This is a genomic window from Ottowia sp. (genome assembly GCF_047975795.1).
GTDB lineage: Bacteria > Pseudomonadota > Gammaproteobacteria > Burkholderiales > Burkholderiaceae_C > Ottowia.
Window position 1 is genome coordinate 21,745 of the sequence record NZ_JBKEEE010000061.1, and the last position, 22,598, is coordinate 44,342.

General features: G+C 61.2%; 18 protein-coding genes. 8 read left to right on the forward strand and 10 right to left on the reverse strand.

The window, feature by feature from the left end:
- Positions 1–100 precede the first annotated feature (100 nt).
- Entirely contained in the window at positions 101–3,985 is a 3,885-nt protein-coding gene (locus tag ACK5NW_RS09665) for a DUF3683 domain-containing protein (RefSeq protein WP_416927459.1), read from the forward strand.
- 1 nt (position 3,986) lies between these two features.
- Here ACK5NW_RS09665 and ACK5NW_RS09670 read toward each other — a convergent pair whose 3' ends face one another.
- Positions 3,987–5,198, reverse strand: coding sequence for an AI-2E family transporter (locus ACK5NW_RS09670; protein ID WP_416927461.1), 1,212 nt, complete (start codon positions 5,196–5,198; stop codon positions 3,987–3,989).
- A 229-nt stretch (positions 5,199–5,427) separates the two neighbouring features.
- On the opposite strand from ACK5NW_RS09670, the gene ACK5NW_RS09675 reads away from it, so the two are divergent.
- Positions 5,428–6,015, forward strand: a complete 588-nt coding sequence (locus tag ACK5NW_RS09675; protein WP_416927463.1) for a TIGR00730 family Rossman fold protein — start codon at positions 5,428–5,430, stop codon at positions 6,013–6,015.
- An 11-nt stretch (positions 6,016–6,026) separates the two neighbouring features.
- Here ACK5NW_RS09675 and hemW read toward each other — a convergent pair whose 3' ends face one another.
- From hemW to ACK5NW_RS09700, 5 genes are all read right to left on the reverse strand, one after another.
- A complete protein-coding gene (hemW, locus tag ACK5NW_RS09680; RefSeq protein ID WP_416927493.1) occupies positions 6,027–7,205 on the reverse strand; it encodes a radical SAM family heme chaperone HemW in 1,179 nt (392 codons plus the stop codon).
- A 64-nt stretch (positions 7,206–7,269) separates the two neighbouring features.
- Positions 7,270–7,869: an RdgB/HAM1 family non-canonical purine NTP pyrophosphatase gene (rdgB, locus tag ACK5NW_RS09685; RefSeq protein ID WP_416927465.1), complete on the reverse strand. Its 600-nt coding sequence runs from the start codon at positions 7,867–7,869 to the stop codon at positions 7,270–7,272.
- A 42-nt stretch (positions 7,870–7,911) separates the two neighbouring features.
- Positions 7,912–8,664 carry a ribonuclease PH gene (rph, locus tag ACK5NW_RS09690; RefSeq protein WP_416927467.1) on the reverse strand — a complete coding sequence of 251 codons (753 nt, stop codon included), beginning with the start codon at positions 8,662–8,664 and terminating at the stop codon, positions 7,912–7,914.
- Positions 8,665–8,754: 90 nt separating this feature from the next.
- Positions 8,755–9,663 carry a PP2C family protein-serine/threonine phosphatase gene (locus ACK5NW_RS09695; RefSeq protein ID WP_416927469.1) on the reverse strand — a complete coding sequence of 303 codons (909 nt, stop codon included), beginning with the start codon at positions 9,661–9,663 and terminating at the stop codon, positions 8,755–8,757.
- A 43-nt stretch (positions 9,664–9,706) separates the two neighbouring features.
- Positions 9,707–10,714 (reverse strand): serine/threonine protein kinase, encoded by a 1,008-nt coding sequence (locus ACK5NW_RS09700; RefSeq protein WP_416927471.1) that lies wholly within the window; start codon positions 10,712–10,714, stop codon positions 9,707–9,709.
- A 92-nt stretch (positions 10,715–10,806) separates the two neighbouring features.
- On the opposite strand from ACK5NW_RS09700, the gene ACK5NW_RS09705 reads away from it, so the two are divergent.
- Positions 10,807–11,727 carry a YicC/YloC family endoribonuclease gene (locus tag ACK5NW_RS09705; protein ID WP_416927473.1) on the forward strand — a complete coding sequence of 307 codons (921 nt, stop codon included), beginning with the start codon at positions 10,807–10,809 and terminating at the stop codon, positions 11,725–11,727.
- Positions 11,728–11,855: 128 nt separating this feature from the next.
- On the opposite strand, the gene ACK5NW_RS09710 is transcribed toward ACK5NW_RS09705, so the two are convergent.
- Positions 11,856–12,785, reverse strand: coding sequence for a LysR family transcriptional regulator (locus ACK5NW_RS09710; protein ID WP_416927475.1), 930 nt, complete (start codon positions 12,783–12,785; stop codon positions 11,856–11,858).
- Between the two features lie 97 nt (positions 12,786–12,882).
- Between ACK5NW_RS09710 and ilvD the strand changes: the two genes are divergently transcribed.
- The gene (ilvD, locus tag ACK5NW_RS09715) at positions 12,883–14,577 is read left to right on the forward strand and encodes a dihydroxy-acid dehydratase (RefSeq protein ID WP_416927477.1); all 1,695 of its coding nucleotides are present in this window, start codon (positions 12,883–12,885) and stop codon (positions 14,575–14,577) included.
- Between the two features lie 166 nt (positions 14,578–14,743).
- Here the strand turns inward: ilvD and ACK5NW_RS09720 are convergent, their stop codons facing one another.
- Positions 14,744–15,007: a TIGR04438 family Trp-rich protein gene (locus tag ACK5NW_RS09720; protein WP_416927479.1), complete on the reverse strand. Its 264-nt coding sequence runs from the start codon at positions 15,005–15,007 to the stop codon at positions 14,744–14,746.
- A 124-nt stretch (positions 15,008–15,131) separates the two neighbouring features.
- Between ACK5NW_RS09720 and ACK5NW_RS09725 the strand changes: the two genes are divergently transcribed.
- Positions 15,132–15,440, forward strand: a complete 309-nt coding sequence (locus ACK5NW_RS09725) for a c-type cytochrome (protein WP_416927495.1) — start codon at positions 15,132–15,134, stop codon at positions 15,438–15,440.
- Between the two features lie 115 nt (positions 15,441–15,555).
- On the opposite strand, the gene acs is transcribed toward ACK5NW_RS09725, so the two are convergent.
- Entirely contained in the window at positions 15,556–17,538 is a 1,983-nt protein-coding gene (gene acs / locus ACK5NW_RS09730) for an acetate--CoA ligase (protein WP_416927481.1), read from the reverse strand.
- Positions 17,539–17,775: 237 nt separating this feature from the next.
- Here acs and ACK5NW_RS09735 point away from each other — a divergent pair, with 237 nt between their 5' ends.
- Positions 17,776–18,378, forward strand: a complete 603-nt coding sequence (locus tag ACK5NW_RS09735; protein WP_416927483.1) for a TIGR00645 family protein — start codon at positions 17,776–17,778, stop codon at positions 18,376–18,378.
- 90 nt (positions 18,379–18,468) lie between these two features.
- Here ACK5NW_RS09735 and fumC read toward each other — a convergent pair whose 3' ends face one another.
- Complete coding sequence (gene fumC / locus ACK5NW_RS09740) at positions 18,469–19,848, reverse strand: class II fumarate hydratase (protein WP_416927485.1); 1,380 nt, start codon at positions 19,846–19,848, stop codon at positions 18,469–18,471.
- A gap of 135 nt (positions 19,849–19,983) precedes the next feature.
- Here fumC and ACK5NW_RS09745 point away from each other — a divergent pair, with 135 nt between their 5' ends.
- On the forward strand, positions 19,984–21,534 hold the full coding sequence (locus tag ACK5NW_RS09745; protein ID WP_416927487.1) for a fumarate hydratase: 1,551 nt from the start codon (positions 19,984–19,986) through the stop codon (positions 21,532–21,534).
- The gene (murI, locus tag ACK5NW_RS09750) at positions 21,531–22,409 is read left to right on the forward strand and encodes a glutamate racemase (RefSeq protein WP_416927489.1); all 879 of its coding nucleotides are present in this window, start codon (positions 21,531–21,533) and stop codon (positions 22,407–22,409) included. Before ACK5NW_RS09745 ends, murI begins: the two co-directional genes overlap by 4 nt.
- The last annotated feature ends 189 nt before the right edge of the window (positions 22,410–22,598 follow it).

Below are 22,598 nucleotides of genomic sequence, written 5' to 3' on the forward strand. Positions count from 1 at the left end.
CATTTGCTGCGGCGCAGTAAAATTGCCGCCCGGTCTAAAAAGCACTGGCGCTGGCACTCTGGGCCACAGGGCACGCCGCGCTGAACGCAAAAAACCACGAATGAATGCACCTGCCACGTTGAACCATCTGCTGGCGGCCGCCGACCCGGCACCCCGCCTGCGCGAGATTCCGTACAACTACACCAGCTTTTCCGACCGCGAGATCGTGCTGCGGCTGCTGGGCGCGCGCGCCTGGGAAGTGCTCACGCTGCTGCGCGGCGAGCGCCACACGGGCCGCTCATCACGCATGCTGTACGAAGTGCTGGGCGACATCTGGGTGGTGCGCCGCAACCCCTACCTGCAAGACGACTTGCTGGACAACCCCAAGCGTCGCGCCCAACTGGTGCAGGCGTTGCGTCACCGCCTGGCCGAGATTGAAAAGCGCCGCACGCCGCAAGACGACCCCACGCGCGATACTTTGGTGGGCGAGTTGCTGGTGGCTGCGCAACGCGTGGTGGCCGCGTTTAACCGCAGCTTCGACAAAGTGACCGCGCTGCGCCGCCGCGCCGCACACGTGCTGGGCGCACACACACACAAGGACAACATCAAGTTCGATGGCCTGTCGCGCGTCAGCCACGTGACCGACGCCACTGATTGGCGGGTCGAATTTCCGCTGGTCGTGCTGACCCCCGATACCGAGGCCGAGATGGCTGGCCTGGTCAAAGCCTGTATCGATCTGGGCCTGACCATCATCCCGCGCGGCGGCGGCACTGGCTACACCGGCGGCGCGATTCCGCTGGACTGGAAAACAGCGGTCATCAACACCGAAAAGCTCATCACACTGGGTGCCGTGGAGCATGTGCCCCTGCCCGGCGTAGAACGCGAAGTGCCCACCATCCACACCGAAGCGGGGGTGGTCACCCAACGCGTGGCCGACGCGGCTGAAAGCGCCGGACTGGTGTTTGCCTGTGACCCGACCAGCGCCGAGGCCAGTTGCATCGGCGGCAACATCGCCATGAACGCGGGCGGCAAAAAAGCCGTGCTGTGGGGTACAGCGCTGGACAACCTGGTCAGTTGGCGCATGGTCTCGCCAGACGCCCAGTGGCTGGAAGTCACGCGGCTGAACCACAACCTAGGCAAGATCCACGACGCCGAAGTGGCCAGCTTTGAGCTGAAAACCTTTGACGCCAGCGGCCAGACACTGCTGAAAACCGAACGGCTCGACATTCCCGGCAGCACCTTCCGCAAAGAAGGCTTGGGCAAGGACGTGACCGACAAGTTTCTGGCCGGCCTGCCCGGCGTGCAAAAAGAAGGCTGCGACGGCCTGATTACCAGCGCGCGCTGGGTGCTGCACCGCATGCCCGAGCACACCCGCACCGTGTGCCTGGAATTCTTTGGCCATGCCAAAGACGCGGTGCCCAGCATCGTCGAGATCAAGGACTTCATGTTCGCTGAACAGGCACGCACCGGCACCTTGCTGGCCGGTCTGGAACATCTGGACGACCGCTATCTGCGCGCCGTGGGCTACACCACCAAATCCAGGCGCGGCGGTTTTCCGAAGATGGTGCTGATTGGCGACATTGCCGGTGACGACCCCGACGCCGTGGCGCGCGCTGCCAGCGAGGTGGTGCGCATGGCCAATTCGCGCGCGGGCGAAGGCTTTACCGCCGTCAGTGCCGATGCACGCAAAAAATTCTGGGCCGACCGCAAAAAAACCGCCGCCATCAGCCGCCACACCAACGCCTTCAAGATCAACGAGGACGTGGTGATCCCGCTGCCGCGCATGGCCGAATACACCGACGGCATCGAGCGCATCAACATCGAGCTGAGTCTGCGCAACAAAATTGATCTGTCCAACGCACTGGAAGCCTTTTTTCAAAACAGCCACCTGCCGCTGGGCAAGCCCGAGGACGGAGCCGACCCACCATCGCCAGAGCTTCTGGCCGAACGTGTCGAGCAGGCCCTGGCCGTGGTGCGCGGAGCACGTGCGCTATGGCAAGACTGGCTGGACAACGTGGCCACCTTCTTGCCGCAGTTGCAAGACCACCGCCTGCGCGCCAGTTGGAAAACGCAAATCCGCACGCCCTTGGCTGGCATCTTTGGCGGCAGCGCCTTCACGCCTTTAATGGACGAGGTGACCGCCATCCACCAGCGCGTGCTCAAAGGCCGCGTGTGGGTGGCGCTGCACATGCATGCGGGTGATGGCAACGTACACACCAACATCCCCGTCAACAGCGACAACTACGCCATGCTGCGCACCGCGCACGAAGCCGTAGACCGCATCATGGTGCTGGCGCGCAGCTTAGGGGGCGTGATCTCGGGCGAGCACGGCATTGGCATCACCAAGCTGCAATACCTCACCGACGAAGAGTTGGCCCCGTTTGCCGCCTACAAGCAGCGCGTGGATCCGCGGGGGCACTTCAACCGTGGCAAATTACTCCGAAATTCAGAGCTGTCAGCGCCAAATCAACATGCGATGACAGCCGATTTGACCAATGCCTACACACCCAGCTTCGGGCTGATGGGGCACGAATCGCTGATCATGCAGCAAAGCGATATCGGTGCCATTGCCGACAGCGTGAAAGACTGCCTGCGCTGCGGCAAGTGCAAGCCCGAGTGCTCAACCCATGTGCCGCGCGCCAACCTGCTGTACAGCCCGCGCAACAAGATTTTGGCCACCTCGTTGTTGATCGAGGCTTTTCTTTATGAAGAGCAAACGCGCCGCGGCATTTCGATCAAGCACTGGGAAGAATTTGAAGACGTGGCCGCGCACTGCACGGTGTGCCATCGCTGCCTGTCGCCCTGCCCGGTCAAGATCGACTTTGGCGACGTGACCATGAACATGCGCAACCTGCTGCGCAAAATGGGCCAAAAGAGCTTCAGCCCCGGCAACGCGGCCAGCATGTTCTTTTTAAACGCCACCGACCCGCGCGTCATCAACGCCACGCGCGCAGTCATGACCGGCGTGGCCTTCAAAGCCCAGCGCGCAGCGGTGGACTTTTTCAAAGTGACAGGCCGCAAGCAAACGCAGCAGCCGCCTGCCACAGTGGGCAAGCCGCCGCTGCGCGAAGAGGTGATTCACTTCGTCAACAAGAAACTGCCTGGTGGCCTGCCCACCAAAACCGCGCGCGCGCTGCTGGACATTGAAGACCGCGCCTACGTGCCCGTCATCCGCGACCCCCAGCGCACCAACGCCGACACCGAAGCGGTGTTTTACTTTCCCGGCTGCGGTTCAGAGCGGCTGTTCAGCCAGGTCGGGCTGGCCACGCAGGCCATGCTGTGGCACGCGGGCGTGCAAACCGTGCTGCCGCCGGGCTATGTATGCTGCGGCTACCCGCAGCGCGGCTCGGGCCAGTTCGACGTGGCCGAAAAGATGATCACCGACAACCGCGTGCTGCTGCACCGCGTGGCCAACACGCTCAACTACCTCGACATCAAAACCGTGGTGGTGAGCTGCGGCACCTGCTACGACCAGATTTCGGACTACCGGTTTGACCAGATTTTTCCAGGTAGCCGCATCATCGACATCCACGAATATCTGCTGGAAAAAGACATCCGCCTGCAAGGCGATCAGCAAGGCGCGTACCTCTACCATGAGCCTTGCCACAACCCGATGAAACAGCAAGACTCGACCAAAACCGTCAAGGCCCTGGTGGGCGAGCAAGTGCTCAAAAGCAACCGCTGCTGTGGCGAAAGCGGCACACTGGGCGTGACGCGGCCCGACATTTCCACCCAGGTGCGCTTTCGCAAGGAAGAAGAAATTCGCCAAGGCGCGACCGAACTGCGTGCCTCGGGTGCGGTAGGCGAACAGGCCAACGTCAAAATCTTGACCAGTTGCCCCAGTTGCCTACAAGGGCTGATGCGCTACCAAGGCGATCTGGACAACGGTTTGCTGGAGGCCGACTACATCGTCATCGAAATGGCGCGCCAGTTGCTGGGAGAGAACTGGATGCGCCATTACGTCGACCGCGCCAATGCGGGCGGCATCGAGCGCGTGCTGGTTTAAGTCAAGATTTGTCTGAAGCGCCGGAATCCGGCTGATGCATCACACCAGCCCGTTCATCTTCAGCCGATAGCATCGGCTGCGTGGGCAAGTAGCCTGAAGTGTCTTCATCTGAAGCAGGCTCAATCTCTGGCAGCTTCTGTGCCAACACCACAGGCAAGCGCCTGCGCGCCGCACTGCCGCGCTGGAACAACGCCCAGCAGGCGATGAACATGGCAGCAATTGTCGGCCCGATCACAAAGCCGTTGATGCCCATCAGCGACATGCCGCCCAGGGTGGAAATGAGCACCAGATAGTCGGGCATTCTGGTTTCCTTGCCGACCAGAATCGGGCGCAGCACGTTGTCCGACATGCCAATCACCACCACGCCCCAAAAAGTCAGCATCGCCCCTGGCCCAAAGGCCCCGGTGCTGAACAGGTAAATGGCCACCGGCCCCCACACCAGGGCGGCACCCACGGCGGGCAGCAACGACAAAAACGCCATGATCGCGCCCCAGAACACGGCCCCTGAAATGTCGAGCACCCAAAAAGCAAAGCCGCCTAAAAAACCTTGCACCACCGCCACCAGAATATTGCCCTTCACCGTAGCCCGCACCACGGTGGAAAACTTGGCCATCAAGTACGCCGTGTGCGAGCGCGACATGGGAAACGCCTCGCGCACCATGCGTGCCAGCGCCACCCCATCGCGCAAGAAAAAGAACAGCAGGTACAGCATCACCCCAAACACCACCACGAACTGCAAGGTGTTCTGCCCAAGCTCCAGCGCGCTGGACGCCAGCCGTTGCCCGGCCTGCGTCAAGCCCGCGTACAGCTTGTTGAGCAGGCTTTCGATATTGCCCACGCCCACGCGGTCCAGCCAGTCCATCACCCAACTGGGCACCGCCGCCAGAATGTGCTGGTAATAGCTGCGGAAATCAAACGTGCCAGAGCGCACGCGCTGGGCAAAGTTGGTCACTTCCTGCGCCAGGTTCACACCAATCACGATCAGCGGGATGATCACGATCACCAGACACAGCCCCATCACCAGCAACGCCGCCACGTTGGCACGCCCACCCAGGCGCTGGCGCAAGCGCTGGTACAGCGGATTGAACAGCATGGCCAGTGTCATGGCCCACAGCACGGCGCCAGCAAAAGGTGTCAGCACCCAAAAAAATGCGAACGTGATCGCGCCCAGCAGCAGCAAAAAGACAGTGCGTTGCAACAAAGGTGTATTCATGGTCGGGGCACTATACCTGCGTGCGAGCAGCTGGATGCGGTTTTTGACCAGTGCGACGCACATGCTGTCGCATCAACTGAACATGGCTGCCCGTCAACGACAAGGAACAGCTGGGGTATCCTCAATCCGTATTCAGGCGCATATTTCGCCCAGCGGCCAATGCCCTCATGGGTTTCGCTGCAAATGCCCAATACCCAAAAACACTTCCCTGAACCCATCCCATCCAGCCATGCCAGACCCAACGTTTTCAATCTGCGTGTACTGCGGCTCCCGCCCCGGTGCCGATCCTGCTTTTGCCGAGACGGCCGCGCAAGTCGGCCAGTGGATTGGTCGCCTTGGCGGCCAACTGGTGTATGGCGGCGGACGCAATGGCCTGATGGGTGTGGTAGCCAGTACCACACTGGCGGCGGGCGGACGTGTGGTGGGCGTGATTCCGCGCACACTGGTCGAGCGCGAGCATGCTTATGCCGACTGCACCGAGCTGATGGTGGTCGACACCATGCACGAACGCAAGCGCCTGATGGCCGAGCGGGCCGATGCCTTCTTGGCCCTGCCCGGCGGCATTGGCACGTTTGAAGAACTGTTCGAGACCTGGACTTGGCGTCAGTTGGGCTACCACGACAAACCGCTGGGCCTGCTTAATCAAGACGGGTATTACAACGCCTTGTCAGCCCTGGCGAGCCACAGCGTGCAAAGCGGCTTCATGGATGGCAGCCAGATGGGCTTGATCGACATCGACACGCAGTGGCAGCCTTTGTTGCAACGGCTGGTAGTCGCAGCGGGCTTTCATGCCCCTGACCGGCTGGATGCGGTTTGATCCTCCGGTTTTTAGCCGGGCGGCAAAAACAGCGTCTGCACGTCGCTCAAAAAATCAAACCCTCGCGTTGTTGGTCGCCACGTCGTACCGTCCTGCACCAACCAGCCCGATTGTTCAGCCTGTTGCAGCGGCGCTTGCAGGCTGCTGGGCGGCATGCCGGTGACTTCCATGTAATGCGCCAGCGTAAAGCCTTCTTTCAGGCGCAGCGCATTCAGCATGTATTCAAACGGCAAGTCGCGCCGCGCCACTTCGTGCGCTTGCGCCACGGCCTGACCGGTCAGCGCCTTGCTCATGTACACCTCGGGCTGACGATGCCGCTGCTGGCGCACGATGCGGTGCGCAAAACTGAGCTTGCCGTGCGCGCCCGCACCAATGCCCAGATAGTCGCCAAAGCGCCAGTAGTTCAGGTTGTGCACACAGCGATGGCCTGCGCGGGCGTAAGCCGACACTTCGTAACGCGCCAACTGGGCTGATGCAGTCAACGCCGTGATCTGATCCAGCATGTCCCAGGCCACATCGTCCTCGGGGACTTGGGGTGGAAACTTGGCAAACACCGTGTTCGGCTCAATCGTCAGGTGGTAAACCGACAGGTGCGGTGGCTCAAACGCCAGGGCAGTGCGCAGGTCTTGCACCAGATCGCTCAAAGTCTGTCCAGGCAAGGCGTACATCAGATCGAGGTTGAAGGTGTCAAAGCTGCGTGCGGCCTCGGCCACAGCGGCGCGTGCCTGCGCGCCATCGTGCACGCGGCCAATGGCGTGCAAAAAACGATCATTAAAACTTTGTACGCCAATCGACAGTCGCGTGACACCTGCCGCGCGAAATGCGGCAAAGCGCTCGCGCTCAAAAGTGCCGGGATTGGCCTCCAGCGTGATCTCGCAATCCGGTGCCAGCGGCACGCGGGCGCGCACGCCAGAGATCAGCCGATCAATCGCCTCCGGTTCAAACAGACTGGGCGTGCCGCCGCCCATGAACACGCTGTGCACGGGCCGCCCCCACACCAGCGGCAGACTGGCTTCCAGGTCAGCCAGCAGCGCATCGACGTACAACGCTTGTTGCGCGGTAGCGTCTGTGCCCGCGCGCCGTTCGTGCGAGTTGAAGTCGCAATACGGGCACTTTTTCAGGCACCACGGCAGGTGCACGTACAGCGACAGCGGGGGCAGCGCAGGCAGGTGCAATGTGCCTGCGCGCATGTAGTGGGCGGGATCGTTGTGCGTGAGATCGTTGGCGGGCACTCGGGTCGACTCGCTATGAAAGTCACAGCCAGCGCTGGCGCATCAGCTCCAGCATTTGCACCGTGGCGCGGCCACGGTGGCTGTGCGCGTTTTTTTGCTCTGGCGCCAGCTCGGCAAAGGTGCGGCCCAGCTCGGGCATAAACATCACCGGATCAAACCCAAAGCCGCCGCTGCCGCGCGGCGCGTGGGTAATTTCGCCCTGCACGCGGCCCACGGCGATCAAGGGTTCGGGATCATCAGCGCTGCGCAAAGCCACCAGGGTGCTGACCAGGGCGGCGCGGCGGTTGACTGTGCCTTGCATCTGCTCCAGCAGGGCGCGCACATTGTTGGTGTCGCCCTTTTCGTAGCCAAACCGAGTGGCGTAATACGCGGTGTCCACCCCCGGCTGGCCGTCAAAAGCATCGACGCACAGGCCCGCATCGTCGGCCAGCGCAGGCAAGCCGGTGTGGCGTGCGGCATGGCGCGCTTTGGCCAGCGCGTTTTCGACAAAGGTGCGAAAAGGCTCCTTAGCCTCGGTAATGCCCAGATCGGCCTGACGCACCAGCTCAAACTTCAGCGGGGCCAGCATGGCTTGCAGCTCTTGCAGTTTGCCTGCATTGTTGGATGCCAGCACAATCTTCATGATGTTTTTAGACTTTATTGCTTATTCATCAAGCACATTAAGCTATTGTTTTTGAAGCGATTCACGTTGCAACGCAATCAGCTCGCCGATGCCTTTTTCGGCCAGGCCCAGCAGTTGATCCATCTCTGCGCGGCTAAAGGCCGCGCCCTCCGCAGTGCCCTGCACCTCGACAAAATGGCCTGCGCCGGTCATGACCACGTTCATGTCGGTGTCGCAGGAGGAGTCTTCGGCGTAGTCCAGGTCCAGCATCGGCACGCCACCCACGATACCGACCGAGATGGCCGCCACCGGGTGGGTGATCGGCGAGTTGTCCACCAGCCCCTGCGCCAATAGCCAGTTCACCGCATCTTGCGCGGCCACAAAAGCGCCGGTGATGCTGGCTGTGCGCGTGCCGCCGTCGGCTTGCAAGACGTCGCAATCGAGGTGAATGGTGCGCTCGCCCAGTTGGCGCAAATCAAACACAGCGCGCAGGCTGCGGCCTATCAGGCGCTGAATTTCCTGCGTGCGGCCGCTTTGCTTGCCGCGCGCGGCCTCGCGATTGCCGCGGGTATGGGTGGCGCGCGGCAGCATGCCGTATTCGGCCGTCACCCAGCCTTGGCCGCTGCCGCGCTGGTGTGGCGGTACTTTTTCTTCGACCGACGCGGTGCACAGCACTTTGGTGTGGCCAAACTCGACCAGCACCGCGCCTTCGGCATGCATGGTGTAGCGGCGCGTGATGCGCACGGGACGCAACTGGTCGGGCAAACGGCCGGTGCGCAGGACTGGCGCGGTAGTGGGCGTGGAAGAAGATGTCATGAAAGCTCTCGTGTTGAATGCAAAACGCGGCTGCACGCCGCGTTCGATTTGGATGGGCAGGGCCACAAAACGTGGCGCTGTGTTCTTTTATCAGTTCTTTTTGGTTGCGGTGCGCTGGATGGCCTCGTTGATCTCGGCGATGGAGCGCTCAATGGCGTCCTCGTCCAACTCTTCCAGCAGCGGGTCGATGCCACCGCCCTGAATGGTAGAGGCGAATACGTCATCGCTCATGGCCCAGGTCTCGGTAAATCCACTGGCCTCAAACGCGGCATCGATGGGCGTCTCCCATTCCATGGCCAGCACGGTGACGTTGTCGGACTGGTCACCCGCCACCTCCAGCGCATGATCGACCAGCTCAGGCACCGCTTCGGCCACGGGTGCCGCGCCCAGCACGCGCACTATTTCTTCATCTTCGACACTGCTCCACAAGCCATCAGAGCACAACAGCACCCTGTCGCCATCTTCCAGCTTGAGCGGCCCTGCGACGTCAAACATGGGACGTATGGTCGACCCCAGGCAGGTGAACAGCACGTTGCGATTGACCCCTTCAATCGACACCCCGGCATTGGCCTGCACCTCGGCATAGGAATGGTCGCGCGTGCGGGTGACCAGCTCCTCATCGCGCACCACGTACAGGCGCGAATCACCGCAGTGCACCCAGTGCAGCTCGCCTTCTTGCAGCACACCGGCCACTAGCGTGGTGCGTGGCGTGTCGAGCATGGCCCGCTCGCTGGCGTAGCGAATGATTTCATGGTGCGCGGCCATCAGCGCGGCCGAAAGAAACTTGGCCGGATCGTCCAGCTTGGCTTTGGCGTCGCGCTGAAACACCGCCGACATGGTCTGAATGGCGATCTGCGCGGCCACTTCGCCATCGGGGTGCCCGCCCATGCCGTCGGCCAGCACGAACAAACCCGCCTCTCGCGTGTAGCAGTAACCCATGCGGTCTTCGTTCTTCTCGCGGCCACCGCGTCGGCTGAGTTGAAACACCGAAAACTTCATTGCATTGCCTTTACCGCTTTTTTCTGTCTATTGACTGCTTGATTTACTTGCGCAGACCACCAAAGCGCGTCACCCGCTTGATGCCTTTTTTGGTGTCGGCGATCATGTTGTCGAACTGCAAGCGCACACGCTCGCCCACGGTGAGCTTGGTGTATTGGCGCTCGCCCTCGCGGCTGAGTTCTTTTTGCAAGGCAAACACCGACTGCGGGCGCGACAGTGGATCAAGCGACATGCACCACTCCACCACTTCGATCAGGTTGTCTGAGTAAACGCCCCGCATGCGCGTGAGCGACAGCGACAGGCGATCTTTTTCCAGGCGCTGCGGCGCGTCGTTGGGCGGATAGCCTTGCATGCACGAAAAAATGCAGGCCCCAATGGCGTAAATATCGGTCCACGGCCCCATGGTGGCATCGCGCCGGTACATCTCGGGGGCGGCAAAGCCCGGCGTGTACATGGGGCGTGTGAAGTTGCCTTCTTTATTCAGCACCTCGCGCGCCGCGCCAAAGTCCAGCATGACGGCGCGGTTTTCGTCGGTGATAAAGATGTTGGCGGGCTTCAAATCCAGGTGCAGCATCTTGTGCTGGTGCACGATGCGCAGTCCGCGCAAAATCTCGTCAAACAGCGACCGAATGGTGGATTCACGGAATATCTTCTCGGCCTTCAGTTCGCGCGCGGTGACGATGAAGTCCTGCAAGGTCGCCCCTTCCAGGCAGTTCATCACCATGTAAACGGTTTCGTTCTGGCGGAAGAAGTTCAGCACGCTGACCACCGACGGGTGCGAAATCTGCGCCAGCGAACGGCCTTCTTCAAAAAAGCTGCGTAACCCCAGGCGATACAGCGACAGCTTTTCCGGGGCCACCTGCGGCACCAGCTCGCCCGGCGCACGCAGCGTTAGCGCCGAAGGCAGATACTCCTTGATGGCAACTTGCTGTCCATCCTTGTCAATGGCCAAATAAACCACGCCAAAACCACCCGCCGACAGCTTGCGCACGACACGGTAGCCACCAATCACCGTGTCTGGCGGCAGGGGTGCTGGCTTGAGCTTTGACATAATTTGGGATTGTTTTTGGCACTGGGATTGACGCGCTTGGGCACTGCCCCAAGCACCCCCGCCAGCATCACGTTTGCTCTGGAAAAATTAATATGTCAGTTTACAGTATGACCGGCTACGCCAGCGGTCAACAAGCCGCCCCCACCAGCACGGCAGAAGGCTCAGCGTGGAAGATTGCGCATACCCGGCTGGCGGTGGAGCTGCGCTCGGTCAACAGCCGCTTTCTCGATCTGGCCTTTCGCCTGCCCGACGAACTTCGCCAACACGAGCCCGCCTTGCGCACCCTGCTGGGCAAACGGCTCAAACGCGGCAAGGTGGAATTGCGCGTGGCGATTGCCGGGCGCGATGCGGCGTCCTTGGCCGATCCTTCTGCCCGCATGTTGCAGCGACTGGCTTCGCTGCAAGACCAGGTGCGGGTCTGGCTGCCGGATGCTGCGGCACTGTCCACCGCGGACGCGCTGCGGCTGTCTGCGACCGAAGCATCTGACGGCAACACTGCCCTGGGTGACAGCCTGATGCCGTTGGTCGAAAACGTGCTGACCGATTTCATGCAGGCGCGCGCGCGCGAAGGCGAACGCTTGGCTCAGCTTTTGCGCGAGCGCCTGACGCAGCTGCGCCAATTGGCGCGCGATGCCGAGCCGATCATTCCGCAGGCAGTGCAAGCCCAAAAACAGCGCTTTCTCACCCGCTGGGCTGAGGCGCTGGGCAGCAGCGACGCCAGCGTGTCCACTGAGGCCGCCCAAGATCGCGCCCTAGCCGAAGCCACGGCTTTTGCCCTGCGGGTCGACGTGGCTGAAGAGCTGGGGCGCCTGAACGCCCATCTGGACGAAATCGAAGCTGTACTCGCCAAAGGTGGCGAGATCGGCAAACGCCTGGATTTTCTGATTCAAGAGCTGCACCGCGAAGCCAACACGCTGGGGGCAAAATCGCCCAGCCTCGATCTCAGCCGCATCTCGGTCGACATGAAAGTGCTGATCGAGCAGATTCGTGAGCAGGTGCAGAACATAGAGTGAGGTTTCAGGGTGGCGCCATACCGCCGAAAAAGAGGCCGTCCAAGCCGTTGTCTTACGTAGAGTTTTCTCGATGCCAAGGCCGTCGAATAACGCCTGTTAGGTTTCGGACTTGGGCCATCGACACATCTTCAATCTGCCGCCATCTGTCCGCGCACAAAATCCACAAAGCGTGCCAGCGCGGGCAAGGGGTTTTCGGCTGACCAGATCAAACTGGTTTCGCACCAAGGCCACGACGCAGATGGCGCGGGGCGCACTGCTGCACCTGCCCGATACACCACGCCTTCGCGCCTGAACTGCATGACGCTGGCGGGCACCCAGGCCAGGCCCAGCCCCCCGGCCACCAGGTTGACGATGGTCTGCATCTGAATGGCTTCTTGCGCCACGCGCGGTACCTGCCCGGCGGCTTGGTACATCGCCATGATCGCATCGTGCAGCGAGGGGACGATGCGGCGCGGAAAAATCACCAGCGGCTCGCGCAGCACCGCAGCCAGCGTCAGCCGCCACGCTTGTGCCAGCGGGTGCTGTGCGGGCAAGGCCAGCACCATCGGCTCGGCCCCCACGGCCGAGCGCGCCAGCCCGGGCGGGGCCGCACCGGGGGCGTGCAACATCAGCCCGGCGTCGATTTCGTGGCGTGCCAAGGCTTGCAATTGCACGTCACCTGTGGCTTCTACCAGCTCCAGCGTGACGCCGGGGCTGTGCGCGCGAAAGGCACCCACCCAGGCGGGCACCTGCTCGAACCCGGCAGTAGACACAAAAGCCAGCCGCACCCGCCCCACCTCGCCCAAGGCTGCGGCGCGTGCGCGTTGCGGCAAAGCCTGCGCCTGCACCAGCAGCGTGCGCACTTCCGGCACCAAAGCCGACCCCGCCGGGGTCAGCGCCACACGGCGGCGCGTACGATCGAACAGGCGCACGCCCAGTGCGCGCTCCAGCCGGATAATGGCCTGGGTGACGGGTGGCTGCGTCATGGCCAGGCGCTGGGCCGCGCGACCAAAGTGCAATTCTTCGGCCACGGCCAGAAACTGCCGCCAGGTGCGCAGGTCAATACCCGGTTCAATCATTCATCAAGCATATCAATGAATGCTTAAAAGAAGATTGGAAAGAATCATTCGACGGCGCGACAATGCTGGCTTTCCCACGACTGCAAGAGACAAAACGATGGACACCAAGACGATCAAGATCAACCGCCGCAGCGCCAACATCACCGAAGGCAAGGCGCGTGCTTCCAACCGATCCATGTACTACGGCATGGGCTACCAGGAAGCGGACTTCAAAAAACCCATGGTCGGCGTGGCCAACGGTCACAGCACCATCACGCCCTGCAACAGCGGCCTGCAAAAGCTGGCCGATGCGGCCATTGCGGGCATTGAGGCGGCGGGCGGCAACGCGCAGGTGTTTGGCACACCGACCATCAGCGACGGCATGTCGATGGGCACCGAGGGCATGAAGTACAGCCTGGTCAGCCGCGAGGTGATCAGCGACTGCATCGAAACCTGCGTGCAAGGCCAGTGGATGGACGGCGTGGTGGTCATCGGCGGCTGCGACAAAAACATGCCCGGCGGCATGATGGGCATGCTGCGCGCCAACGTGCCGTCGATCTATGTCTATGGCGGCACCATCTTGCCGGGTAAATGGCGCGGGCAGGATTTGAACATCGTCAGCGTGTTCGAGGCCGTGGGCCAGAACGCCGCCGGCAAACTGAGCGATGGCGACCTGAAAGAAATTGAGCAGCACGCCATCCCCGGAACTGGCTCGTGCGGCGGCATGTACACGGCCAACACCATGTCCAGCGCGTTCGAGGCGCTGGGTATGAGCCTGCCTTATTCCAGCACCATGGCCAATCCGCACGACGAGAAGCAAAACTCAGCCAAAGAATCAGCCAAAGTGCTGATCGAGGCCATCAAAAAAGACCTGAAGCCGCGCGACATCGTGACCAAAAAGGCGCTGGAAAACGCTGTGGCCGTGATCATGGCCACGGGCGGATCGACCAACGCGGTGCTGCACTTTCTGGCCATCGCCCACGCCGCCGAGGTGGAATGGACCATTGACGACTTCGAGCGCATGCGCAAGAAGGTGCCCGTGATTTGCGACCTCAAGCCAAGCGGCAAATACCTGGCGGTGGATTTGCACGCCGCTGGTGGTATTCCACAGGTGATGAAAATGCTGCTGAACGCGGGCCTGCTGCACGGCGACTGCATGACCATCACTGGCAAAACCATTGCCGAGACGCTGAAGGACGTGCCCGACGCCCCCCGCGCCGATCAAGATGTGATCCGCCCCATCGACAAACCCATGTACAAGCAAGGTCACCTGGCCATCCTCAAGGGCAACCTCAGCCCCGAAGGCTCGGTGGCCAAAATCACCGGGCTGAAGAATCCCGTCATCACCGGCCCAGCGCGTGTGTTCGACGACGAACAGTCGGCCCTGCAAGCCATTTTGGACGGCAAGATCAAGGCCGGTGATGTGATGGTGCTGCGCTACCTCGGCCCCAAGGGTGGCCCCGGCATGCCCGAAATGCTGGCCCCCACCGGCGCACTGATTGGCGCGGGCCTGGGTGAAAGCGTGGGCCTGATTACCGACGGACGCTTTTCCGGCGGCACCTGGGGCATGGTGGTTGGTCACGTGGCCCCTGAAGCGGCAGCGGGTGGCAACATCGCCCTGGTGCACGAAGGTGATTCGATCACCATCGACGCGCACCAATTGCTGCTGGAGCTGAACGTGTCAGAGCCTGAACTGGCCCAGCGCCGCGCCGCCTGGCAAGCACCCGCACCGCGTTACACCCGCGGCGTGCAAGCCAAGTTCGCCTTCAACGCCGCCAGCGCCAGCAAGGGTGCGGTGCTGGATAACTTTTAACGGCCCGCCTCCATCACCCGCCAATCGCAGTGAGCACCTGATGGGGCATCTCGCTCCTATCAGGTTGCAGGTGGCTTTTGCGCTGCTTTAAAAGCCATCAAAGATGGGCTGTCAGTGCGCATGCGCACACTGGATGCGCTTTGACAGCATGGTCATGTCGGTCTTTTCAACGACGACGGCGGTTGGCGGACAATGACGTCTTGGGCTTGGCACCAATCGCTTCGAGGTGGCGGTTGACGCGCTCCAGCTTGCGCACATCATCGCGTTCCATGGCCTTGCGCTTGGTATAGCCCGACCAGTCGGCCCAAGCCCACCACAGAATCGCCCCCGCAAACGGGGCCAGCACCCACCACCACGACCAATCGGCCACTGGGCCAATCTGCTGCCACTTGAGCAATAAAAGAATGATTCCTAATCCAAGTAAATACATGTTTTAACTTTGTAGCCTTTGGACAACTATCGCTGATATTCGGTCAACCGTGAAGCCTACAATGGCGTTGGAGTTGGGAAATCTCGATTATTCATCACCACCACCACGAGGAAACATTGTCATGATGAAAAACGTATTGTTCACCGTTGCTGCCTTGGGTGCCGTCGCTGCGGCTCCAGCCATGGCCGACGAAGCCTTGGCCAAGGCCAAAAACTGTATGGCCTGCCATTCAGTCGACAAAAAAGTGGTTGGCCCCGCCTACAAGGACGTGGCCAAAAAGTTTGCTGGCAAAGCTGATGCCGAAGCCACTTTGGCCACCGCCATCCAAAAGGGCAGTTCGGGCGTTTGGGGTCCAGTGCCCATGCCTCCGAATGCCAACGTGAGTGCCGACGAGGCGAAAAAACTCGCCGCCTGGGTGCTGTCGCTCAAGTAAGCTGCTGCACGCTCTCGCAAAAAGCCCGCTGCTGCGGGCTTTTTTTATGAGATTAAAAATAGCAAAACAGATATTCACCCAGATAATGTAGGTGAATACTTGATTTTCGTCAATATTAATAAGTCTGATCCAACTGCGTCAGAATGGCCGGGTTCTCCAGCGTACTGGTGTCTTGCGTGATTTGTTCGCCCTTGGCCAGGCTGCGCAACAGGCGGCGCATGATCTTGCCCGAGCGGGTTTTGGGCAGATTCTCGCCAAAACGAATGTCTTTAGGCTTGGCGATGGGGCCGATTTCCTTGGCCACCCAGTCACGCAGTTCCTTGGCGATCTGCTTGGCCTCGTCACCCTGCGGCAGCGGGCGCTTGAGCACCACGAAGGCACAAATGGCCTCGCCCGTGGTGTCGTCCGGGCGGCCCACCACCGCGGCCTCGGCCACCAGGTCGGTCTTGGCCACCAGGGCAGATTCAATCTCCATCGTGCCCATGCGGTGACCGGACACATTCAACACGTCATCAATGCGGCCCGTGATGCGGAAGTAGCCGCGCTCGGCATCGCGCACAGCACCGTCGCCCGCCAGATAGTAGCCTTTCAACTCTTCAGGAAAGTAGCTTTTCTTGAAGCGCTCTGGGTCGCCCCAGATGGTGCGGATCATGCTGGGCCACGGTTTTTTGACCACCAAGATACCGCCCGCGCCGTTGGGCACATCGTTGCCCGCCTCGTCAACAATGGCGGTCATGATGCCTGGTAGCGGCAGCGTGCACGAGCCTGGCACCAGCGGCGTGGCACCCGGCAGCGGCGTGATCATGTGGCCACCGGTTTCGGTTTGCCAGAAGGTATCGACGATGGGGCAGCGCTCGCCACCCACGTTTTTGTAGTACCACATCCAGGCTTCTGGGTTGATCGGCTCGCCCACGCTGCCCATGATGCGCAGGCTGGACAGGTTCCAGTTCTTCGGGTGCACCTTTTCATTGGTTTCCGATGCCTTGATGAGCGAGCGAATGGCCGTCGGCGCGGTATAGAAGATGGTGCACTGGTGGCGCTCAATCATTTGCCAGAAACGGCCCGCATCGGGATAAGTGGGCACGCCTTCAAAAATGATTTGTGTGGCACCAGCGGCCAGCGGGCCATAGGCCACGTAGGTGTGGCCAGTGATCCAGCCGATGTCCGCAGTGCACCAAAAGACGTCGCTGTCCTTCAGGTCAAACGTCCAGTCCATGGTCATCTTGGCCCACAGCAGATAGCCGCCGGTGGCGTGCTGCACACCCTTGGGCTTGCCGGTGGAGCCGCTGGTGTACAACACGAACAGCGGATGTTCGGCGCTCACCACTTCGGGCGCACACTCGGTGCTTTGGCCTTGCAGCATCTGGGCAAAAGTCTTGTCGCGGCCTGGCACCATGTTGCAGGGGGTGGTCACGCGTTCGTAGACGAACACGTTCTTCACCGACTCACAGCCGCCCATGCCAATGCCTTCGTCAACAATGGCTTTCAGCGGCAGCTCTTTGCCGCCGCGCATCTGGTAGTTGGCAGTGATCACCGCCACAGCCCCGGCGTCGGCAATGCGCTCTTGCACCGCCTTGGCCGAAAAGCCGCCAAACACCACGCTGTGCGTCGCGCCAATGCGCGCGCACGCCTGCATGGCAATCACGCCTTCCACCGTCATCGGCATGTAAATCAGCACGCGGTCGCCTTTTTTGACCCCGTGGGCTTTCAAGCCATTGGCAAACTGGCTCACGCGCGCCAACAGTTCCTTGTAGGTGACTTTGCTGACTTCACCGCCATCAGCCTCAAAAATAATGGCGGTCTTGTTCTCGACCGTGGTGCCGATGTGGCGGTCCAGACAGTTGGCGCTGGCGTTCAACTCGCCATCGGCAAACCATTTGTAGAACGGCTTTTCGGATTCGTCCAGCACCTGGGTAAAAGGTTTGGACCACACCAGGTTGTCTTTGGCGTGCCTGGCCCAAAAGCCGGTGAAGTCTTTCTCAGCCTCGGCGCACAGCGCGTTGTAGGCATCCATGCCGCCAATGCGCGCAGCTTTCACGGTGGCCTCATTCGGGGGGAATACGCGGTTTTCAACCAGAACCGATTCAATGGCGCTCATGGTTTTGTCTCCTTCGTTGTTGCTTCATTTGTTGATTCACATGCCAGAATGTGCCTTGCGCACCCGTGGCCCAGCAGGGGCATCATTCCGGCCCGCTCTTACAGCGGTCTGACTGGCGTAGCCCCGCCTCGGCACCCCTTGACTCTAGCGGCTTTGCGTTCAACGGCGAAACGGGTTACTGACTAAAATCCTGTGCTCCTGCGCCACCAAGGCGCTTTTGTTTGCCCCGCCGAAGCCATGCCCTCCGACCCTATTTCTTCTTTCCGCCCGCTGCGTCCGCTGCCCGCCATCATTTTTGCCAGCCGCTGGCTGCAACTGCCGCTGTACCTGGGCTTGATTGCGGCCCAAGCGGTGTACGTGGTGCACTTTCTGGTGGAGCTGTGGCATCTGGTTGAGGCCGCCTTTGGCCACCAAGGGGCGTTGCAGGCACTGGTGACCAGTATTGGCTACAAATCGGACGTGCCGGTCACGGCGCTGAACGAAACCATCATCATGCTGGTGGTGCTGGCGCTGATCGACGTGGTGATGATCTCCAACCTGCTCATCATGGTCATCGTCGGTGGCTATGAAACCTTCGTCAGCCGCCTGGAACTGGAAGGCCACCCCGATCAGCCCGAATGGCTGAGCCACGTCAACGCCTCGGTGCTGAAGGTGAAGCTGGCGCTGTCGATCATCGGCATCAGCTCCATTCATCTGCTGAAGACCTTTATCAACGCAGGCAACTACACCGACAAGGTGTTGATCGCCCAAACGGCCATCCACATCACTTTCTTGCTGTCGGCCATGGCAATTGCCTACACCGACAAGCTGATGTACGCCGCCGCGCCCAAGCACCATTGATTGCGCTTGATTCGGCTCAAAATTTCAATCATTAAATCGGCCTTCAACGCAATTAAAACAAACGCAGGAAGCTACCCTATTCATAGCAATTTACACCATATCCTGCGGCCGCACCCAAGCATCGAACTGCTCAGCCGTCAGGTGGCCTGAAGCAATCGCTGCCTCCCGCAGGCTACTGCCTTGCTTGTGCGCTTTTTTGGCAATGGCGGCGGCCTTGTCGTAGCCGATATGGGGGTTGAGCGCCGTCACCAGCATCAATGAGCGCTGCACCAGCTCCGTGATGCGCTCGCGGTTGGGTTCGATGCCCACAGCGCAATTGTTGTTGAAGCTGACCATGCCATCGGCCAGCAGACGCACGCTTTGCAGAAAATTGTGCGCCACCATGGGGCGAAACACGTTCAGCTCGAAGTTGCCGGACATGCCGCCGATGTTGATCGCTACGTCGTTGCCCATGACTTGCGCGGCCAGCATGGTGACGGCCTCGCTTTGCGTGGGATTCACCTTGCCGGGCATGATGGATGAGCCTGGCTCGTTTTCAGGGATGCTGATCTCGCCAATGCCGCTGCGTGGGCCGCTGGCCAGCCAACGCACGTCGTTGGCTATTTTGGTCAGGCTGGCCGCCAATGCTTTAAGCGCACCGTGGGCATTGACCAGCGCATCCTGCGAGGCCAAGGCCTCGAACTTGTTGGGCGCGGTAACGAACGGCAGGCCGGTGATGCGGGCCAGCTCTTTGGCCACGGCTTCGGCATAGCCCTTGGGGGCATTCAACCCGGTGCCCACGGCGGTGCCGCCCAGCGCCAGCTCGCACAAGTGCGGCAGCGCTTGCTGCACATGCTGTTGGCCATGTTCAAGCTGCGCCACCCAGCCAGAGATTTCCTGCCCCAAGGTAAGCGGCGTCGCATCTTGCAGGTGGGTGCGGCCGATCTTGACAATACCCTCAAACTCTTTCGCCTTCTTCGCCAAGGTGGTCTTGAGCAGGTCGATGGCGGGCAGCAGTTTGTGCGTCAGCGCATCGACGGCGGCCACGTGCGCGGCGGTGGGAAATACGTCGTTGCTGGACTGGCTTTTGTTCACGTCGTCATTGGGATGCACCAGGCGCGCCTCGCCCCGCTCGCCGCCCAGCAGTTCGCTGGCACGGTTGGCGATAACCTCGTTCATGTTCATGTTGCTCTGCGTGCCCGAGCCGGTTTGCCACACCACCAGCGGAAATTCATCCGGGTGCTGCTCGTCAATGACCTCTTGCGCGGCGGTCACGATAGCGTCTTTTTTCTTGGCGTCCAGCAAGCCCAGCGCATGGTTGACGGCGGCCGATGCGCGTTTGACCTGCGCCAGCGCCCTGATGACTTCACGCGGTTGCTTCTCTCCCGAGATGTCAAAGTTTTGCAACGAGCGCTGCGTTTGCGCGCCCCACAGGCGGTCAGAGGGCACCTCGATGGGGCCAAAAGTGTCGCGTTCGGTACGGGTGGTCATGGTGAGGGCGGCTCCGCTGTCAAAATGTCGGAGGCGTACGGTCCATTCAATACGAGTCCAGTACGCCAAAAACACCAAGCATAACTCGGATGCGATTGATTCCCATCTTTAAATCAATCCCAAGGAACCCACGACATGACCACCATTCGCCAAAACGATTTGATCGAATCCATTGCCGCTGCCTTGCAGTACATCAGCTATTACCACCCGGCTGACTACATTCAGCACCTGGCACGCGCCTACGAGCGTGAACAGTCACCTGCTGCCAAAGATGCGATGGCGCAGATCCTCACCAACAGCAAGATGAGCGCCTTTGGCCACCGTCCCATTTGTCAAGACACCGGCATCGTCAACGTGTTCCTGAAAGTGGGCATGGACGTGCGCTTTGAGGGCTTCAAAGGCAGTCTGGACGACGCCATCAACGAAGGCGTGCGCCGTGGCTACAACCACCCCGACAACACCTTGCGCGCCAGTGTGGTGGCCGATCCACAGTTTGCCCGCAAGAACACCAGGGACAACACGCCCGCCGTCATCGTCACTGAAATCGTGCCTGGCAACGCGCTGGACATCACGGTGGCCGCCAAGGGCGGTGGCAGTGAAAACAAAAGCAAGATGGTCATGCTCAACCCCAGCGACAACCTGGTCGACTGGGTGCTGAAAACGGTGCCCACCATGGGCGCGGGCTGGTGTCCGCCCGGCATGTTGGGCATCGGCATTGGCGGCACGGCCGAAAAAGCCGTGCTGTTGGCCAAGCAGAGCCTGATGGACGATCTGGATATGTACGAATTGCAGGCCAAATCGGCCAAAGGTGAAAAGCTCACGCAGCTTGAAGATTTGCGCCTGGAGCTGTTCGACAAGGTGAACGCCTTAGGAATCGGCGCGCAGGGCCTGGGCGGGCTGACCACAGTGCTGGACGTGAAGATCGCCATGTACCCCACACACGCGGCCAGCAAGCCGGTGGCCATGATCCCCAACTGCGCCGCCACGCGGCATGCCCACTTTGTGATGGATGGCAGTGGCCCGGTCTACCTCGATCCGCCATCGCTCGATCTGTGGCCCAAGGTGGACTGGACGCCGGATACCGAGAAAAGCCAGCGCGTCGATTTGAACAAGCTGACCAAAGAAGAAGTCGCCAGTTGGAAACCTGGCCAAACCCTGTTGCTCAACGGCAAGATGCTCACCGGCCGCGATGCCGCGCACAAGCGCATCCAGGACATGCTGGCTTCAGGGCAGAAGCTGCCGGTTCAGTTCACCAACCGCGTCATCTACTACGTCGGTCCGGTCGACCCGGTCAAGGACGAAGCCGTCGGCCCTGCTGGCCCCACCACCTCGACCCGCATGGACAAGGTCACCGACATGATGCTGGCCCAGACCGGCCTGATCGCCATGATCGGCAAGGCTGAGCGTGGCCCTACCGCCATCGATGCGATCAAAAAGCACAAGAGCGCCTACCTGATGGCCGTGGGCGGCGCGGCCTACCTGGTCAGCAAGGCCATCAAGACCGCCAAGGTGGTCGGCTTTGAAGACTTGGGGATGGAAGCCATTTACGAATTTGACGTGGTGGACATGCCGGTCACCGTGGCGGTAGACGCGGGCGGCACCAGCGCCCACATCACCGGCCCGGCCGAATGGCAAAAGCGCATCGCCAGTGGCGAATTCAAAGGCGTGACGGTGGCCACGGCTTGACGCCCACGTCCTTTCGCTCGCCACAGCCGGATGCGCCGATTGGCGTGTTCGACAGCGGCATTGGTGGCCTGTCGGTGCTGCAAGCCTTGCGCACCGCCTTGCCCGCAGAAGACTTTGTTTATCTGGCCGACAGCGCCCACACCCCCTATGGCGAGCGCAGCACGGAGTTCATCGCCCAACGCACCATCGCCATTGGTGAACATTTGCGCCAAACCTATGGCGTGAAACTGCTGGTGGTGGCCTGCAACAGCGCCACCGCCGCTGGCGTACAAGCCTTGCGCAAGGCGCACCCAGGCTGGCCCGTGGTGGCACTGGAGCCTGCCCTCAAACCTGCGGCGCAACGCACCCAAACTGCGCACGTGGGCGTGCTGGCCACACGCGCCACCTTGTCCAGCGCCAAATACGCCGCCCTCAAACAAACCGTGGCGCGCGACATGCCCCACATCAGCAGCACAGAAGTGGCTTGCGACGGGCTGGCTGCGGCCATCGAGGCCGCTGCGCTGTCTGACAATGAGACGGTCGTCGCCACCTTGTTGGATGCTTACCTGGCTGCGCTGGGACCGCTCGGCCCCGATGCTGGGGCCACTGATACCGTGGTGCTGGGCTGCACCCATTACCCGCTGGTGCGCCATTTGATCGAAGAGCGGGTCGGCCCCGGCGTTACGCTGATCGATGCGGGTGTGCCCGTGGCCCGCCAAGCGGCGCGTTTGCTGTACGCCACAGGCTTGCTGCGTGATTCAGGTGACTCCCGTCAGGACACGTCAGCACCGTCTGGTAGCCTGAATCTGCTGGCCAGCGGGGAAGTGGTCACTTTGCAAGCAGCCGCACAGCGCTGGCTGGATCTGGCATCAGTGACGATCAACCGGGCTTGCTAAAACTTTGCCAAGTCTTGGCGCTTAGAGCGTGTTCAAAGCCTCAGCGTGAGGGGTGTGGAATGCGGATCGGGATGGGCTGCAAGGCGCAAACCGCAGCGATACCTGGCGGTATCGCGAGGATTTGCAACGCAGCAGACCGCCCGAGGCCGCGCCCACACACCCGCGCAGAGACTTTGAACACGCTCTTAG

Bases quoted from the DNA above. Each gene is read 5' to 3' on its own strand.
- ACK5NW_RS09665 (WP_416927459.1), top strand. From the start codon at position 101: ATGAATGCACCTGCCACGTTGAACCATCTGCTGGCGGCCGCCGACCCG.
- ACK5NW_RS09670 (WP_416927461.1), bottom strand. From the start codon at position 5,198: ATGAATACACCTTTGTTGCAACGCACTGTCTTTTTGCTGCTGCTGGGC.
- ACK5NW_RS09675 (WP_416927463.1), top strand. From the start codon at position 5,428: ATGCCAGACCCAACGTTTTCAATCTGCGTGTACTGCGGCTCCCGCCCC.
- hemW (WP_416927493.1), bottom strand. From the start codon at position 7,205: ATGCGCGCAGGCACATTGCACCTGCCTGCGCTGCCCCCGCTGTCGCTG.
- rdgB (WP_416927465.1), bottom strand. From the start codon at position 7,869: ATGAAGATTGTGCTGGCATCCAACAATGCAGGCAAACTGCAAGAGCTG.
- rph (WP_416927467.1), bottom strand. From the start codon at position 8,664: ATGACATCTTCTTCCACGCCCACTACCGCGCCAGTCCTGCGCACCGGC.
- ACK5NW_RS09695 (WP_416927469.1), bottom strand. From the start codon at position 9,663: ATGAAGTTTTCGGTGTTTCAACTCAGCCGACGCGGTGGCCGCGAGAAG.
- ACK5NW_RS09700 (WP_416927471.1), bottom strand. From the start codon at position 10,714: ATGTCAAAGCTCAAGCCAGCACCCCTGCCGCCAGACACGGTGATTGGT.
- ACK5NW_RS09705 (WP_416927473.1), top strand. From the start codon at position 10,807: ATGTCAGTTTACAGTATGACCGGCTACGCCAGCGGTCAACAAGCCGCC.
- ACK5NW_RS09710 (WP_416927475.1), bottom strand. From the start codon at position 12,785: ATGATTGAACCGGGTATTGACCTGCGCACCTGGCGGCAGTTTCTGGCC.
- ilvD (WP_416927477.1), top strand. From the start codon at position 12,883: ATGGACACCAAGACGATCAAGATCAACCGCCGCAGCGCCAACATCACC.
- ACK5NW_RS09720 (WP_416927479.1), bottom strand. From the start codon at position 15,007: ATGTATTTACTTGGATTAGGAATCATTCTTTTATTGCTCAAGTGGCAG.
- ACK5NW_RS09725 (WP_416927495.1), top strand. From the start codon at position 15,132: ATGAAAAACGTATTGTTCACCGTTGCTGCCTTGGGTGCCGTCGCTGCG.
- acs (WP_416927481.1), bottom strand. From the start codon at position 17,538: ATGAGCGCCATTGAATCGGTTCTGGTTGAAAACCGCGTATTCCCCCCG.
- ACK5NW_RS09735 (WP_416927483.1), top strand. From the start codon at position 17,776: ATGCCCTCCGACCCTATTTCTTCTTTCCGCCCGCTGCGTCCGCTGCCC.
- fumC (WP_416927485.1), bottom strand. From the start codon at position 19,848: ATGACCACCCGTACCGAACGCGACACTTTTGGCCCCATCGAGGTGCCC.
- ACK5NW_RS09745 (WP_416927487.1), top strand. From the start codon at position 19,984: ATGACCACCATTCGCCAAAACGATTTGATCGAATCCATTGCCGCTGCC.